Raw genomic sequence first — 14,942 nt, 5'->3', positions numbered from 1 at the left:
GCGGTCACACGCCCTCATCGATCTACTTCCCCCATAATCGGGTCAACCGAGGAGATGATGGCAACGGCATCGGCCAGCAGGCCGCCGTACATCAGATGAGGCAGGCTCTGCAGGTTCACGAACGACGGCGCCCGGATGTGCACGCGCTGCGGCTTGGGCCCGCCGTCGGACACCAGGTAGCAGCCCAGCTCGCCACGGGGCGACTCGACCGCGACGTACGTCTCACCGGGAGGCACCCGGAATCCTTCGGTGAAGATCTTGAAGTGGTGGATCAGCGCTTCCATCGACTCGTCGATGCGTGCCCGGGGTGGCGGCGTGACCTTGCGGTCTTCTGCGCGGTAGGGGCCCTTCGGCATCTTGTCGAGGCATTGGGCAACGATGCGCATCGACTCCCGGATCTCGTTCAAACGGATGGAATAGCGATCGAACGTGTCGCCGTAGGCACCGACGACGACGTCAAAGTCGACCTCGTCGTAGGCCAGGTACGGCATGGTGCGGCGCAGGTCCCAGGCTTCGCCGGTGCTGCGCAGCAGCGGCCCCGTGGCCGACATGGCAATGGCCTCCTCGGCAGTCATGACGCCGACGCCTTGGGTGCGGTCCCGCCAGATCGGCTGGCCGGTCATCAACGTGTCGAACTCGACGAGCCGGTCGGGCAGCACCGCCAAAATGTGCTCCACGTCGTCCTGCCAGCCGTCGGGCAGGTCGGCCGCCACCCCGCCGGGGCGGATGTAGTTGTGGTTCATCCGCAAGCCGGTGACGCTCTCGAAGAACCGCAGGATCTCTTCTCGCTCGCGCCAGCCGTAGAGCATCATCCCGACGGCGCCGAGGTCCATGCCGTTCGTAGCCAGAAACAGCAGGTGCGAGCTCATGCGGTTCAACTCGCACATCAGCATGCGAATCCAGGTAGCTCGCGGCGGGATCTCGGTTCCCAGCAGGTCTTCGACGGCGAGGCAGAACACCAGCTCGGTGAACAGCGGCGAGGCGTAATCCATGCGGGTGACGTTCGTCGGCCCCTGCAGGTAGGTGAGATCCTCGGCGGTTTTCTCCATGCCGGTGTGGAGGTAGCCGATGATCGGCTTGGACCGCAGCACGGTCTCGCCCTGCAGCTCCATCGCGATGCGCAGCACGCCGTGGGTGGACGGGTGCTGCGGACCCATGTTGATGAGCATCGGCCCGTCGTCGGGCTCCGCAGCGACGGTCTCGGCGTGTACCGGCGCGATGTCATCGGCAATTGCAGTGTCCTGCGGCGGCGCAGCAACCTCGGCGGCGGCCAGCGCAACCTCTTCGGAGATGCGCAGCACGGCGTCAGCCGGTCGGCGAATTGTGCCTTGCAGCACGGACTCCGCCGGAGTCGCCTCGGGGGCTGCGGCAGCCGCGGCGGGGGCGCTCATCGGCCTTCGACTGCCTTGAACTGCACCGGTATCGCACCGATGGCGTAGTCCTTGCGCAGCGGATGTCCATCCCAGTCCGGCGGCATGAGGATGCGGCTGGGATCGGGATGATCGCTGAATCTGATGCCGAACAGGTCGGCTGCCTCCCGCTCGGGCGCTTCGGCACCCGGGTACAGCTCGACCAACGAGGGCACCTGGGGATCATCTGCAGGCACCTGGGTGCGGATGCGCAACCGGCGGCGTCCACGCAGATCCAGCAGGTTCACCACCACCTCGAAGCGCTCCGACTCGACGCCGGGCGGCACGGTACGGCTGCGATTCGTGAGCCCGTCAACGCCACACACGTCGACGCACAGCTCGAAGCCATCGGCAGCGGCCATGGCCAGCACATCGAGGTACTCGTCACGGCTCGGGTACAGCACCTGCTGGCCACGCTCATCGATGCACGGCACGCCGAACATGGTCGGCCCCGAATCGACCTCGGCCGCCGGCGCGGCATCGTCGGCTGCTACACCGGGGTCCGCCATCAGCGCGTCACCGTGCTTGATTGCGGCGCCCCATGCGCCGCCAGGCTTGATTGCGACACACCATGCGCCGCCGGACTCGACTGCGGCACACCATGTGCCGCCAGATCCACGGCAGCGCCGCCGCCTCGCTCAGCCCGGCGCTGGGTCAGCTCGCCGGTGCGGATTTTCTCGTGCAGCGCAAGGATCGCGTGCAGCAGCGTCTCAGGTCCCGGCGGGCAGCCAGGCGCATACATGTCGACGGGAACGACCTGGTCGACGCCCTGCACGATGGCGTAGTTGTTGAACATCCCGCCGCTGGACGCGCACACGCCCATCGACAGCACCCACTTGGGCTCCATCATCTGGTCGTAGATCTGGCGCAGTACCGGGGCCATCTTCTGGCTGACGCGGCCCGCCACGATCATCAGGTCGGCTTGGCGAGGCGAAGCGCGGAACGTTTCCATGCCGAAGCGGGCCAAGTCGTAGTGAGCCGTGCCCGTCGCCATCATCTCGATGGCGCAGCAAGCGAGCCCGAAGGTGGCCGGCATCAGGCTGCGTCGCCGCGCCCACTTCACCAGCTCCTCGACCGGTGCGGTGAAAAAGTTGTACCCGAGGCCCGCGAGACCGTCGTCGATGCCGAGTCGCGTCTTGATCTCGTCGATCCCCGCCATCAGCCCGCTCCCATGGTGTTGCCGGCTTGACCTGCGCCGTGTTGCGGTGTGCCGGGTTGCTGTGCGCCGCTCCATGCGGCGCCGGGCCCCGCGTGGCTTGGGATGTACTCACGGCCCGTGAGTCCGACGGTGCGCACGCCTTGAACGCCGCTGCGGCTCGCGGGGGGCAGCGGGAGGACGCGGCGCTTGCGCGGCCCCCACTCCAGCCCGCCCATGGCCAGCTCATAGACGAACGACAGGAAGAAGATCACGACGAAGATCAGCATCGCCATGAACCCGAAGAGGCCCAGCTCGCCGTTCGCGACTGCCCACGGGTACAGGAAGACGATCTCGATGTCGAACATGATGAACAGCATCGCCACGAGGTAGAAGCGCACGGGAAAACGTTCGGGAATGGCGGCCTGGTCGACGATGCCGCATTCGTAGGACGCCAGCTTGGCGTTCGTGGCGCGCTGGGGTGCCAGCAGCCGCGACGCGATGATGCTCACGAGCACGAACACGACAGCGAGTACGCCGAGAACCAACACCGGCAGGTATTCCGCCAAGCCGCTGTTCATGCGCCGGTCCCCCTCAGCGAGTCGTCGATGTACTGGCGGCCTCAGTCTGGCCCAAGAACAGCTCAGCCCCTGCGGTCACTGGCTCGCAGCTTCGCGCACCGCCCAGATTGCCTGGTCACGCCGGTGCAGGTGATAGCAGCCCAAGCCGAACAGCAGCGCCGAGAAGATGGTCAGCAACGCCGGGCGCAGCCGGACGCTGCCGTGATCGCGCACCAGCACCACCGAATACTCCGGCGCGCTCGTGTCGACCTGAGGCTTCGGGACGAAGATCTTTCCGTCGTCGCCGAACACATTCGGATCGATCTCGACTCTCGGCCGGTACGGCTGGATCTGCACGACGGCGTAGTGCGGCCTGCCCCTGCTTGGCAGGAAATACTGCGTGATGGCGTTGTCGGGGATGCCCAAGGGCCGGTATCGCTCGCCGCCCCGGATCAGCACTCGGTAGGTCTTGTATTCGTCCGCGGCTGTGAACAAGCACGAGTTCACTGCCAGCAGCTGCCGCGGGTCCGCAGGGTCGCAGACGACATGTCCATCGGCAGCCGAGCGGGCGTCAGCCGCAAGCGCTTGAGCCTGAAGAAGGTCGGGATCGACGACCTCTTCGGCGCCGTCGTCTCGTTTCTCGTCGGCAACTATCTGGATCCAGCCATCGGGTGGCTGATCGACAGGGATGCCTTGGAGCCGCTGCACCTCGTCGACGAGCACCGTTGCGGGATCGGAGGTCACAGCCAGCACATTCCAGCCCGGCTGGCTGCCGATCCATCCGATGCCAAACACCCACCACACGATGGACATCAGCAGCATCCAGCCCCACAGCCCGGTCCACGCCACCAAGAAGCCGAGCCGGACCCCCAGGTTGGTAGCCAGCAGCAAGTAGACCGACCCGCACAGCACCGCGATGCCGATGATGACGGCCAAGTATCCGGTGAGAACTGGATCCCAGCTGACAATGCCGAAAAGGTGCGCGGCGGTCATTGGTCATCTCCCGCTTCGTGCAGCAGATCGAAGCCGACCGCAGTCTGACTCTGCGGATCGAGGCCGCGCTCGTACTCGACGATCTTCCGGATGTCGTCAGGGGTCAGCACCCTCTTGAAGCCGGGCATGCCGTAGTTGCCCAGCCGCGCGAATTCTCCAAACGCCACGTGGTCGGCTGCGCCCTCGGAAACGAATGAGATGTGATCTTCGATGTCGGGGAACAGCCGCTCAAGGCTCACGCTGTTGAGCGCCGGGCCGTAGCGTCCGGCGCCGTCAGGTCCAGGGAGCACCTCCACCGTTCCGCCGTTGTTGGGCAGCTGCGCGGTGCCGCGGCCTGGCCAGCGCGGCGTGTGGCAGCGGGCGCAATGCAGATCGAACAAGATCTTGCCGTCGGATGCTCCGGCGTACTCATCAGACGCTCTCGCGGCCTCGAACCGTGCTGTGGCCCGAGCGTGGGCCTCCTCATTGAGCGGGTCGTCCAAGGCGTCCAAGGCATCTACCGCTGCGTCTACAACGATGTCAACGGCCTCGTCGTCGCCTTCTAGCATCTGCCCGACGATCTCGCGGATGATCTCGTCGTCCGCGGCATCTGCTGCGTCTTGGTCTGCGCCGATCCGGTTCGCCCACAGCCACGCCACGAGGTCGTCGATCTGCTGGTCGTTGTACGGACCGCCGCCCTCGAGGCCCCACGCCGGCATGACGCCTCGGCCGTAGACGATGATCTGGCGCACCTCACTGACTTCGTCCAACGTCTCGGCATCGGTGTCGAAACGCGTGAACACGTCGTCGAGGGACGGGGCCTCCCACGTCGTGTTGATGATGAAGGATTCCTTGTCGGCGAACTGGTGGCCGATGTCGAGCACCACCGGCGCGAAGCGCGCCCCGCCGAGATCAGCACCATGGCAATCGGTGCATTCCGCCGCGGCGGCGACGGCTGCACCGCGGCTGACAGCCGCTTCGGAGAACGACGTTTCCGCGCCGGAACGACGCCCGCCCTCGAGCATCCAGTAGATCGGCAGCACCAGCGCCATGATCAACAGCATCAGCACCCCGAAGGCCTGCACCTTCTCAAGCCGGCTGCCCTCAAGTTCCTCGTCGTCGGGCATGTTGCCGCGGTTCGGCGCGAGCTCGATTTCGCTGCCGATTTCGGATTTTGCCTGGCGAATGTTGACGAAGACGTAAATCGCCCATCCGACGACGACTATCGCCAAGAGCACAATCGCGATCGAACGCTCCGTGCTGGCGGCCAGCATGTGGTTTACCTCAGGCACAGTGCGGTCCCTCGAGGCCCTGCCCCGTGGTGTCGGTGCCGATCGCAGGTCCCTGCGACACCTTGCCGGTGTCGACGAAGACGTTGCCTCCCTCGATGGTCACCGGGAATCTGTCCATGCCGCGAGGCGCGGGGCCTGATTTCTTCTCGCCGACGCGGTTGTACTTCGAACCGTGGCAGGGGCATTCGAACCACTGCGAGCTGCCGCATACCGGCACCTTGCAGCCGAGGTGCGGGCACACCTGCCACAGTGCGACGTAGCCCTGCCTCATGGCGTCGAGCACCGCGCCGCCGTACACCGTCTCGGCGTTCGACAGCGTCGCAGAGTCTGTCGGGTAGGGCTGGATATAACTCTGTGCCTCGGAGAAGTACGAGAAGTTCTCGGCTGGGGTTGACGAAGTGATCGCCTCGTCGACCGATGCCACCGAGCCGATCTTGATCTTCGAACCGAAACCGCCCGTCGGGCGTGGCCACAAGAAGGCGATCATGGCGGCGTTGAAGGTTCCCAGACCAGTCGCCATCAGCAGCACCGAGGACCGGTTCAAGAACTGCCGTCGAGTGACGCCCACCTCTTCGGCGGGCGGCGGCGCCCAGTCTTGGGGCAGCTCAGGCTCGGCCACCGCGACGGTCGACGGGCGACGCTCCAAGGCCACCGAGCGCTCCAGCTCACGAGCTTGTGAGCTGATGCCGAAGGCACCGGCCTCATCCTCAGCCGCTGCGTCGTCGCCGCCCGCACCAGCGGCCAGCTCGTCGCGGCGACGCGTCTCGCGCGACAGGTGCCCCAGGCCGGTGGCATCTCGGCGACGCAAGGAGACGAACGCGACCACCGCACCCAGCACAACGATGACCGGGATGGCAATCGCGAGAATCGTTCCGGTGGACATTCCGACGTGCTCCTACAGGTGGAAGATGCCGTGCAGACCGGTGTCCCACGGGTAGGTGAAGTTGAAGCCCTGCCCCCGGAAGAACGAGCCGATGATCACCAAAACCGCCCAGAACATCAGGTGGATGGTCTGGATCGAAATGGCGAACTTGCGGTCCTCTGGCCGCAGCGAAGTGTTCCTGTCGATGTAGGGGGCGAACGCCAGCAAGATGAGCGCTACTCCGGGGATCGTCACGCCGGCGATCATCGGGTCGAACATCGTGAGCAGTTCTTGCAGGCCCAGGAAGTACCACGGCGCCTTGGACGGGTTGGGTGTCTCGTTGTGGTTGGCCAGCTCCAGCAGCGGCGCGTTGATGAACAACGAGAACACCAACGTGAACGCGGTGATGAAGAGCGCCGCCGTGAATTCCGCGGCCAGCAGGTGGGGCCAGACATGCACTTTGTCGCCCGGGCTGGCCTTGACATCCTGGATGGAACCCGACTTGACGACCGTCAGCAGTCGGTGGGTGTTGCCTGCAGGCCCTCCCATGAGCGGAGGAAGTGCTGTGGCGACGCCCCCACCCGCCGCAGCGGGACTGCCTGCCTGCGCCGTTCCATACGGCGCCATGCCCGCGACTGCGGGGGCTCCGCCTGGCTGCTGGCTGGCTTCCAGTAGCGAACGAGGAATCGTGACGCCGTCATCGTCGCCGGGCTGCCCGGCATCTTGGGCCGCGGCTTCGCCGGACGCAGGCGCGCCGGTCGCACGGGCCCTCGCTTCGGCACTTCGCCGCAGAAGGTGTTCGGGGATCTCAGTCATGCTGATGGGGGCGGGCGTTCAGGCTTCCTACAGCGGCCCCGAAATGCCTCCGTCCTTTCTCACTCGCCAGAAGTGGATCGCCATGAAGATGACGATCACGAACGGGAGCATCAAGACGTGCAGCACATACCAGCGCAATAACGTCTCGGCTCCGATCTGCTGGCCGCCGAGCAGCACGAAACGCACTTGCTCCCCGAAGACCGGCGTGAATCCCATCATGTTCGTGCCCACCGTGACCGCCCACAGCGCGAGCTGGTCCCACGGAAGCAGATAGCCGGTGAAGGCGAGCAGCAGCGTCAGCTGCAGCAACATCACGCCGACGACCCAGTTGAACTCTCTCGGTGCTTTGTAGGCGCCGTGATAGAAGACCCGAGCCATATGCAGGAAGACCGTGATCACCATGAGGTGCGCGGCCCATCGGTGCATGTTGCGCACGAGCAGGCCGAACGCCACCTGGGTGTGGAGGCTCTCGATGTCCGCCCATGCCGCAGTGTCGGTTGGGCGGTAGAAGAACATCAGGAAGATGCCGGTGATGGTCAGCAAGATGAACAGGAAGAAGCTGAGGCCGCCGAGGCACAGGGTGTAGCTGACCTTCACCGCGTGCCGCTTCACCTTCACCGGGTGAAGGTGGTACAGGACGCTGTTCATGATGACGTAGGACCGGTTCCGGGGGCTGTCGGTGTAGCCCTTGCGAAAGATCGATCCGGGACGGAAGACCGACGTCCAGAACTGACTGTCCTGCATCCAGTCGGCCGCCTGCTGCTGCGCGTTCTGCAAGCGCTGCGGCAGGGGCGGCTTGGACTTGGGGGACTCGAGAGTGTTCGCCATATCTGTTCGATCTAGTTGGACCGTGTCCTTCGCTTTCGCATCACTTCACGCATGGGGCCGGCGCTACAGGCGCATCCCGTAGGAGTAGCCGTGGGTGTGGGTCCGGCCGTGGACGTCGCCCTCTGGCGGGGGATTGTTGCTGACCCGCCCGAGCGTGATCACGCCAGTGGGGCAGCGGTCGACGCACAGCGCACAGCGTGTGCAGACGTCGTCGTCGATGATGAAGACGGCGTTGTCGGTGGGATCCAGCCCCGGCAGTTCGACGCCGACGGCTTCATCGATCGCTTCGGTGGACACATACCAGATGCACTTCCACGGGCAGATGTCGACGCAGCCTTCACACTGAATGCACTCCGACTGGTCGATGTTGATGAACTGCTTCGGCTTGACCGCTGCCTCGAGGTAGGAGGCGTCGACCTGCTGCAGGAGGTAATCGTCCCGGAACTTGGGCATCGGCGGATTTGCGTCGTTCGCAGCCATGTTCTCAGTTGCCCTTGACGAGAGGTCGGCCGTAATCAGATGTCGGCTCGGCGGCGGGCTGGGCCTTGTCGCGCCGTTGCCACCACATCACGAGAACGGGGAGCCCGATGAAGGCCGCGAGGTGCTCGATCACGACCACTATGTCGCTGACCTTCTTCAAGTCGATGCGCATCGGCGGGAAGGTGATGGGCGACGTCATGAACTGGCCTTCGGTCACCAAGAAGCGCTCCACCGACCAGCCCCACTCGTTGTCGGTGAGGCGGATCCAGCGGTCGGGCACGATTCCGAACACCAGCAACAGCAGCATGAACACATAGGCCGCACCCACCATGGCCTCGCCCCACGTGGTGGGTCGGTCGGTCGGTCGGCGCTTGCCGTACCAGACGAGCCCGTGAACCATCAGCGCGGTGACGAGGATCGATGTGACGAGTGCAACCACTCCTTCGTTCCTCCCGAGTTCGAATGTCGGCGTTTCCGGGCTGCTGCGGGCTGGCGAATTCGACGGTGCATCGAGTGCGTCAGCCGCAGCAAGACCGGGGCAAAGATTACCGGCGCCCCGGCTATGGCGCGTGATGTTCTAGCACGACATCGGGCGCTCGCCACCGTGTCGTCGCAATCGGCCCGCGCCAATGGGCGCGGTGAACGGACCCTCTGCTGCTGCGCCTTCGGAGCGGCTGCATGGCAGACTTGCGCCTCGGTGCGCTCGGGCGCGTATCGTGCCCAGCGAACTTGGCCGTGCCGGCCGTGACAGAACCCCTGGGGGCGACCCCGCGGAGGATCCCGTGACCGATGTTCCCGAGTACCTGCTAGAGCGCTCGCGACAGCGTCGCATCGCGCTGGGGGTGCTCGAAGACGACGGCAGCGGCGACGGCGGCGCTGCGAGCGCGGCAGCACCCGCGGCCGGAGGGGCTCCCGCGGCAGGCCCCAGCCAGGCGGACATGATCGCTGCCGCTCGCGAAGCGGCGCAGCTCGAAGCCGAACCCGAGGCGCCGCCCGATTCGTCATGGGTGCTCGCCGCCCGCAGGAGACATCGAATTCCGATCTGGGTGCTGCCCGTGCTGTTCTGCCTGCCGCTGTGGGCATTCGTTTATGTGAAATTGACCGAACCGCCGCCTGAGCCCATTACCGCCATCAACGAAGGTGCGGCGACCTACGCGGTGCGCTGCGCGAGCTGCCATGTGGGCGATGGCTCCGGCAGCGACGGCAGCGGCGTGGGACGGCCGCTGTGGAACGGCGAAGTGCTGCTGACCTTCCCTGACCTGGACGACTCGTTCATCGAGTGGATCTCGGTCGGCTCCGAAGGCATCGGCCTCGGACAGGTCTACGGAGATCCGAACCGGCCAGGCGGTGCGCACATCACTGGCGAGACTGAGTCCAACATGCCGGCGTTCGGGGAAGTGCTGAACGACCATCAGCTGTACTCGGTCGCGCGATATGTCCGCGAGGTGATCGGCGGCGAGATGATCAGCGACGAGGTGGCCGCCGAGCGCGACGCCGAGTGGGAGCATCTGGGTGGCGGCGCCCTGTCCGGCGGGGGCGGCGGCGGCCACTAAGAGGCTGAGCCGCGGGCGAAGCCGTGGCCCCGTCTGCGGGGATCTCCGATCGTGATCGCGACACCGTGACCCAGACACTCGCTTGCGACGTGCTCGTCATCGGTGGCGGCCCCGCGGGCAGCGCTGCCGCGTACTGGCTGGCGCGGGCAGGACGCGATGTGCTGCTCATCGAGCGCTCGACGCACCCTCGAGAACGCGTGTGCGGCGACGCGCTCACACCGGTCGCCGTGAGCGAGCTCATCGATATGGGCTGTGACCCTGCCACCGCGCGCTGGCACCGGCACCACGGTCTGCGCATCACGGCCCACGGGCAAAGCCTCGAGGTGCCGTGGCCACAAGGCGAGCAATGGCCCGGCTATGGCGTGGTGGTACGGCGGCCGCGACTCGACGCGCTGACGTTCGCCCGCGCGCAGGCTGCGGGTGCGCGCGTGCTCACCGGCACAGAGGTCACGGCTCCGCTGATCACCGATGGCCACCTGCGCGGCTGCACTGCTGCGGACCGCAGAGGAGCACAGCCGCGCGACGTGACGGCACGCGCTCGCTACGTCGTGATCGCCGACGGCCCGCGTTCGAGCTTTGGCCGGGCACTGGGGACCGTGCGCTCCCGGACCCACGCGCAGGGGTTGGCGATGCGCGCGTACTACCCAACGCCCCGCCACGACGAGCCCTGGATCGAGTCGGTCTTCGCTTTGGCTGACCGCTCGGGGAGCCAGCTGCCGGGTTACGGCTGGGTCTTTCCGGTCGGCGACGGCACGGCCAATGTGGGCGTCGGCCTGCTCAGCCATCACTACGGCAATGAAGCCATCTCGCTCGAGCGACTCTTCGAGCAGTGGGTCCGGCAGATTCCCGAGCGCTGGGAGATCGACCCTTCGGGACCCTGCACCGAACCAGCGAGCGGCCGGCTGCCGATGGGAGGATCGGTACGCCCACGCTCGGGTCCGAATTGGGTGGTGGTCGGCGATGCAGCGGGCAGTGTCAACCCCTGGAACGGCGATGGCGTCGGCCCCGCACTGGCAACCGGCAGGCTGGCAGCCGAGGTCATCGGACGGGCGCTCGACAACGATGACGGTCTCGAGTTGCGGCGCTACGAGGCCGAGCTTGCCGCGCGCTGGCAGCAGTACCACCATCTCGGTCGGCTGACGACCCGCGCGCTCGGCCGCCCCGGCCTCATGCGACAGCTGACTCAGCTCGCGATTCGCTCCCCCCGCATAGGCAATTTGGCCATGCGGGTCTCGACCGATCTGATGCAAACCAAGGCCGGCCCGCTCGGCCCCCGCGGCATCTACCGAGCGGCCTCGGGAGTTGCACGGCTCTGGCGCGACCGCACCTGAACGCTGTCCGCCACCAATATCGCCTTGGAGCGATCTCTCCAAGGACGCTAGGTTCAAGATCAGGCGGCCAGCAGGGAGACGTAGACGTGCGGACCACGAAGATCGTCTACTGGCAAGAGGATGAGTTGTGGCTCGGCTACCTCGAGGAATTCCCCGACTATTGGACCCAAGGCACGACGCTGGGGGACCTCGAGGAGCACTTGCGTGACCTCCACGCGGATCTGGCAAGCGGTGAGTTGCCCGGAGTGCGCCACCTCGCCGACCTCACGCTGGCGTGAAGCGAGCTGAACTCGTCAGGAGAATCCGTGCGACAGGGAGCGTCTGAAAGACCCGCTCAATCTCTAAGCCATCGCTCAGAAATATCCGAGGAGTACGTCGTTCCCTTCTACAGCGAACCGGCCGAGCCCCGCCGTTCGAGGGCTAGCAACTGAAGGACTAGTACAGGTACCAGAACTATTCCGAGGCGAAGAATGGATGCAAGAAGGCAGATTCCGATGGCTATCGCGCTCAAACGAAGAACCGCAACCATTACCCGATCTGGAACCACGACTGGAAGCCCAACGATGACCCCGACAGTCCAGAATGCGGCGACCACCGCGCCTGGTGGGTTGGGCGGTGTCGGCGCATCTAAGATCGTAACGCCACTGCTATGCCCGACAAGTGGGAACACAGTGTCCAAGTAGATTTCGTCACCATTCAGTGAAAATAGCAGGATCGAAAATGAGATCCAATATGCAAGCCCGAACAAGATGATCCAGCGTGCTGTAATAAGGCGAGTGAGTCCCCTCATCACATCGCCGCCACGATCACACTTTTAGAAACAATTAGCATTCTGATATCACGACGATTGTAGGCACGATCATTCCGTCGGACGATACCATTTCACCTGAATCCAGCAACAGTTCTTTCACCTCGTCCGGTGTCGCGTCTACATGACATGCCATATAGATCGCCGCGGCCGCAGCTACATGCGCCGCCGCCAAAGAGGTACCACTCGGCGCAACAGAATCTCGAAGTGATTTCAGTCTGGTAGTCTGTATACAGACTCCAGGTGCATATATGTCAACGCTGGCACCTCTGTTGCTAAAATCAGCGATATCGTCATCGATCCCGGGTCCACAAGTCGGTGAACCCAAGCCGCCGTCGACCCCATCAAAGTCGACTATGGCACCCACGCTAATGACCCGACTCAGCTTAGCCGGAACAAATTCCGACGCGTCCGCCTTCTGATTTCCGGCTGCTGAGACTACAGTTATACCTGCTTCATGCAAGCGGCAGATCATTTGTCGGAGAGAATCCGCGGTACAGTCCGTCTCATCGGCCGCGGATTCATCGGACCGGTTGAACGCTGTCAGCACGACATCTATACGGCTTGAATTCTCGTCTACCCACCTGAGACCACATAGAACACTTTCCTCGGACGCCAAGGTTTCATCTGCGAACAGGCGGATGGCGTATAGCTCTGCACCTGGGGCAACCCCGATAATCCCTTCACCATTTTGCTTAGCTCCTACGACGCCTGCCAACGACGTACCATGACCATTTGAGTCGTGCCAGTCCTCAATGTCATCCGTAGCACAGTTGAAGCCTCCCACTACGTTCAAATCGGAATTCGTCGTGTCAATTCCCGTATCCAAGATTGCGATACTGGGCGGCCATCCAGGTCCCTTTGGGATCTCAGGGCCGCCGTGAACTCGACTGACATTTGCAGGAACAATCTCAGTCACTGGCTCAACAGCATTAGTTCCAGCTACCGAACTCGCCCGATAGTCTTCCGCACTGCAGGACACAAAGCCCCACAAGGCCACTCCGCTAAGCAAAACGACATAGTTCACAATCGACACACGGCTGTACCGAAATGAGCGAGGCACCGACCAATCGCGGTTCCGTAGTCTCCTGACGAACAACACCTTCATCGAGTTCGTGGATCAGAATATTGTGTGGCAGCTGTCAGTTTCGGTTTATCCACCAAAAGTTGTTCGTCTGACTCGTACGTAGCAGATATGAGCATCCACCATACTTGTAGTTCAGGACATAGTTTTCTACTGTCAGATTAGCGTACCCTATCGTCTGCACAGTGTGGCGAGCAAATGTGGTGCCGGGTGAACGCGGGATCGGTAACGCGCCAGTGCAAACTAGATTGGCAAAATACCGATTCGAGTAGCCGGACGTTTCACCTACGTATATGTAGTCGGAATTCCGGTCACTCCATGTGTAGCGACTGTCACGACGCCATCCTGTTGCAGACAACCAATCGTCCCACGACCTCGATTTGCTTGGTGAATATTGCGGTTGTTGATTCCATACCTCGACTTGAGCATGGACCTCTGATGTGGCGGGCAAGAGCCCGTAGGCAAGTTCTAGAACTTGGGAGCGGGTCTTGGCTCGATAGTCTGGAATCTCTAGCCTGAAATCGTTCTTCCCGACTCCATCATTGTCAAGATCGGTTGCATCAGGAGTCGCAGAATTCTCCGGCAGACCAGAGTCACCGGGCTTCGGATTGGATATGACAGCTGCGGCGTCACCATCATCGGTATCGTCTGTCGCTGTTGAAGCAGGCGCAGCATGCGATACGATGCCCAATTCGACGACACGTCTACAGGTATCCGGGTCGTATGCAATCTCAACAAATGCCGTTGTCACCTGCCTCCCAGCAGAACTCCGGCTCACGAACTTGCATCCACTTACCTCGATACCATTAGGAAGCTCAATCGTATCTTTGTTGCCTTGCTCGATGACACGAACGGCGTCAATTGCCGCCGAACTCGAACCCGGCGCTGCGTTCTCGTATCGAATCACTGCTGAGCCAGATAGCTCGACATTCTTTCCGATCTTGGGAATGGTCTCCAATTGCATAAACCACTGAGGGTTTCCTTCAAGTATTGGGTCAGTAACGGCGTTGGCCAATCGCTGAGATATGTCGATTTGATGTCCATCAACAAATGCGCCTGCCGGCATGACAGCCGCAATCTCGAGAGCTTGATCAAATCGACCATTACTGTCAAACGTAATCTTGTATGCAGTGTGCGTCGTCGCGACGACGGCTGCGTCATCTCCAGATAAATCATCCGGCGACTGATCACCTTCGCTTAGGGCAGATACTGCGGTATGGCTCCCTAGACTGCCAGCGAGGAGAACACAGCAGACGATCAAGACGACAGCGACCGTATAGGAATGTCTCTTGACGCGACGAACTCCGAAATTACCAGTCTGCACCACTACCGACCTCCATGTATTAACCCAATTCTTGGCAGCGTAGCACCTATTTGTAGGCTAAAACGCGAGACGAGCCGGACCCGACTTGGCTCTGTCGGACGCGGCCTTGTCAAGCGGCGAGCGTGAGGGACTGGTTTCGGGCAGTTTCGTTGCGCCGCATTCGGCGGATGACGCGGCTGGCGGTTGTGGGCTCGTCTGGCTTCGCTTCTGGTCTTGCCTTCGGTGGCTATTCGGGCGAGATAGGCTCCGGCATGGTACCCGGTGCGCTGCTTTGCGGCCGACGTGATGTGCAGCACTGAGTTGATGTGCCGGTTGGCTGTGAAATCGAGCCGGTGCCTGGTCGGGTTGCCGACGCCTTCGCCTGATGAGAGCGCGACGGCGCCGGCGGCGGCACCAGCGCGCCAACTCGGGTCTCGCGGCTGAAGCGGGTCGGGTCGCCGACCCCGCACAGCAGGGTGGCAGCGGCGCTCGGACCGACGCCTGGCTCG

Annotated in this window: 15 protein-coding genes and 1 pseudogene; 3 read left to right on the top strand and 13 right to left on the bottom strand. The window is 63.5% G+C overall.

The features are described 5' to 3' along the window. Positions 1–14 precede the first annotated feature (14 nt). From ACOGJB_RS12475 to ACOGJB_RS12425, 11 genes and pseudogenes are all read right to left on the bottom strand, one after another. Positions 15–1,391 (bottom strand): NADH-quinone oxidoreductase subunit D, encoded by a 1,377-nt coding sequence (locus tag ACOGJB_RS12475; RefSeq protein ID WP_419837438.1) that lies wholly within the window; start codon positions 1,389–1,391, stop codon positions 15–17. After that, on the bottom strand, positions 1,388–1,918 hold the full coding sequence (locus tag ACOGJB_RS12470) for an NADH-quinone oxidoreductase subunit C (RefSeq protein ID WP_419837437.1): 531 nt from the start codon (positions 1,916–1,918) through the stop codon (positions 1,388–1,390). The genes ACOGJB_RS12475 and ACOGJB_RS12470 overlap by 4 nt, the downstream gene beginning before the upstream one ends. Before the next feature lie 151 nt (positions 1,919–2,069). Then, positions 2,070–2,568, bottom strand: a pseudogene (locus ACOGJB_RS12465) (NADH-quinone oxidoreductase subunit B); the annotation flags it as partial. Beyond that, positions 2,568–3,125 (bottom strand): NADH-quinone oxidoreductase subunit A, encoded by a 558-nt coding sequence (locus ACOGJB_RS12460; RefSeq protein ID WP_419837436.1) that lies wholly within the window; start codon positions 3,123–3,125, stop codon positions 2,568–2,570. The pseudogene ACOGJB_RS12465 and the gene ACOGJB_RS12460, both read right to left, overlap by 1 nt. A gap of 75 nt (positions 3,126–3,200) precedes the next feature. Then, positions 3,201–4,097, bottom strand: a complete 897-nt coding sequence (locus ACOGJB_RS12455) for a hypothetical protein (RefSeq protein ID WP_419837435.1) — start codon at positions 4,095–4,097, stop codon at positions 3,201–3,203. Then, entirely contained in the window at positions 4,094–5,350 is a 1,257-nt protein-coding gene (locus ACOGJB_RS12450) for a c-type cytochrome (RefSeq protein WP_419837434.1), read from the bottom strand. Before ACOGJB_RS12450 ends, ACOGJB_RS12455 begins: the two co-directional genes overlap by 4 nt. Positions 5,351–5,360: 10 nt before the next feature. Beyond that, complete coding sequence (locus ACOGJB_RS12445; protein WP_419837433.1) at positions 5,361–6,251, bottom strand: ubiquinol-cytochrome c reductase iron-sulfur subunit; 891 nt, start codon at positions 6,249–6,251, stop codon at positions 5,361–5,363. A 12-nt stretch (positions 6,252–6,263) separates the two neighbouring features. Then, positions 6,264–7,046 carry a menaquinol-cytochrome c reductase cytochrome b subunit gene (locus ACOGJB_RS12440; RefSeq protein ID WP_419837432.1) on the bottom strand — a complete coding sequence of 261 codons (783 nt, stop codon included), beginning with the start codon at positions 7,044–7,046 and terminating at the stop codon, positions 6,264–6,266. A gap of 27 nt (positions 7,047–7,073) precedes the next feature. Next, entirely contained in the window at positions 7,074–7,790 is a 717-nt protein-coding gene (gene extP / locus ACOGJB_RS12435; protein WP_419840735.1) for a selenite/tellurite reduction operon b-type cytochrome ExtP, read from the bottom strand. A gap of 147 nt (positions 7,791–7,937) precedes the next feature. Then, positions 7,938–8,354 carry a 4Fe-4S dicluster domain-containing protein gene (locus ACOGJB_RS12430; protein ID WP_419837431.1) on the bottom strand — a complete coding sequence of 139 codons (417 nt, stop codon included), beginning with the start codon at positions 8,352–8,354 and terminating at the stop codon, positions 7,938–7,940. Positions 8,355–8,358: 4 nt separating this feature from the next. Then, positions 8,359–8,793: a hypothetical protein gene (locus ACOGJB_RS12425; RefSeq protein WP_419837430.1), complete on the bottom strand. Its 435-nt coding sequence runs from the start codon at positions 8,791–8,793 to the stop codon at positions 8,359–8,361. A 343-nt stretch (positions 8,794–9,136) separates the two neighbouring features. Between ACOGJB_RS12425 and ACOGJB_RS12420 the strand changes: the two genes are divergently transcribed. From ACOGJB_RS12420 to ACOGJB_RS12410, 3 genes are all read left to right on the top strand, one after another. Further along, positions 9,137–9,907, top strand: a complete 771-nt coding sequence (locus ACOGJB_RS12420) for a c-type cytochrome (protein ID WP_419837429.1) — start codon at positions 9,137–9,139, stop codon at positions 9,905–9,907. A gap of 23 nt (positions 9,908–9,930) precedes the next feature. Next, a complete protein-coding gene (locus tag ACOGJB_RS12415; protein WP_419837428.1) occupies positions 9,931–11,238 on the top strand; it encodes a geranylgeranyl reductase family protein in 1,308 nt (435 codons plus the stop codon). A gap of 86 nt (positions 11,239–11,324) precedes the next feature. Beyond that, on the top strand, positions 11,325–11,516 hold the full coding sequence (locus ACOGJB_RS12410) for a type II toxin-antitoxin system HicB family antitoxin (protein ID WP_419837427.1): 192 nt from the start codon (positions 11,325–11,327) through the stop codon (positions 11,514–11,516). A gap of 546 nt (positions 11,517–12,062) precedes the next feature. On the opposite strand, the gene ACOGJB_RS12405 is transcribed toward ACOGJB_RS12410, so the two are convergent. Both ACOGJB_RS12405 and ACOGJB_RS12400 read right to left on the bottom strand, forming a co-directional pair. Continuing rightward, positions 12,063–13,154: a S8 family serine peptidase gene (locus ACOGJB_RS12405; protein ID WP_419837426.1), complete on the bottom strand. Its 1,092-nt coding sequence runs from the start codon at positions 13,152–13,154 to the stop codon at positions 12,063–12,065. 34 nt (positions 13,155–13,188) lie between these two features. Beyond that, on the bottom strand, positions 13,189–14,457 hold the full coding sequence (locus ACOGJB_RS12400) for a hypothetical protein (RefSeq protein WP_419837425.1): 1,269 nt from the start codon (positions 14,455–14,457) through the stop codon (positions 13,189–13,191). Between the last annotated feature and the right edge of the window lie 485 nt (positions 14,458–14,942).

Origin of the sequence: Candidatus Poriferisodalis sp., assembly GCF_965208895.1 — a bacterium.
Taxonomy (GTDB): Bacteria; Actinomycetota; Acidimicrobiia; order Acidimicrobiales; family Poriferisodalaceae; genus Poriferisodalis.
Note: the sequence above shows the minus strand (reverse complement) of the source record. Positions and strands in the feature narration are given on the sequence as shown.

Bases quoted from the DNA above. Each gene is read 5' to 3' on its own strand.
- ACOGJB_RS12475 (WP_419837438.1), bottom strand. From the start codon at position 1,391: ATGAGCGCCCCCGCCGCGGCTGCCGCAGCCCCCGAGGCGACTCCGGCG.
- ACOGJB_RS12470 (WP_419837437.1), bottom strand. From the start codon at position 1,918: ATGGCGGACCCCGGTGTAGCAGCCGACGATGCCGCGCCGGCGGCCGAG.
- ACOGJB_RS12460 (WP_419837436.1), bottom strand. From the start codon at position 3,125: ATGAACAGCGGCTTGGCGGAATACCTGCCGGTGTTGGTTCTCGGCGTA.
- ACOGJB_RS12455 (WP_419837435.1), bottom strand. From the start codon at position 4,097: ATGACCGCCGCGCACCTTTTCGGCATTGTCAGCTGGGATCCAGTTCTC.
- ACOGJB_RS12450 (WP_419837434.1), bottom strand. From the start codon at position 5,350: ATGCTGGCCGCCAGCACGGAGCGTTCGATCGCGATTGTGCTCTTGGCG.
- ACOGJB_RS12445 (WP_419837433.1), bottom strand. From the start codon at position 6,251: ATGTCCACCGGAACGATTCTCGCGATTGCCATCCCGGTCATCGTTGTG.
- ACOGJB_RS12440 (WP_419837432.1), bottom strand. From the start codon at position 7,046: ATGACTGAGATCCCCGAACACCTTCTGCGGCGAAGTGCCGAAGCGAGG.
- extP (WP_419840735.1), bottom strand. From the start codon at position 7,790: ATGCAGGACAGTCAGTTCTGGACGTCGGTCTTCCGTCCCGGATCGATC.
- ACOGJB_RS12430 (WP_419837431.1), bottom strand. From the start codon at position 8,354: ATGGCTGCGAACGACGCAAATCCGCCGATGCCCAAGTTCCGGGACGAT.
- ACOGJB_RS12405 (WP_419837426.1), bottom strand. From the start codon at position 13,154: ATGAAGGTGTTGTTCGTCAGGAGACTACGGAACCGCGATTGGTCGGTG.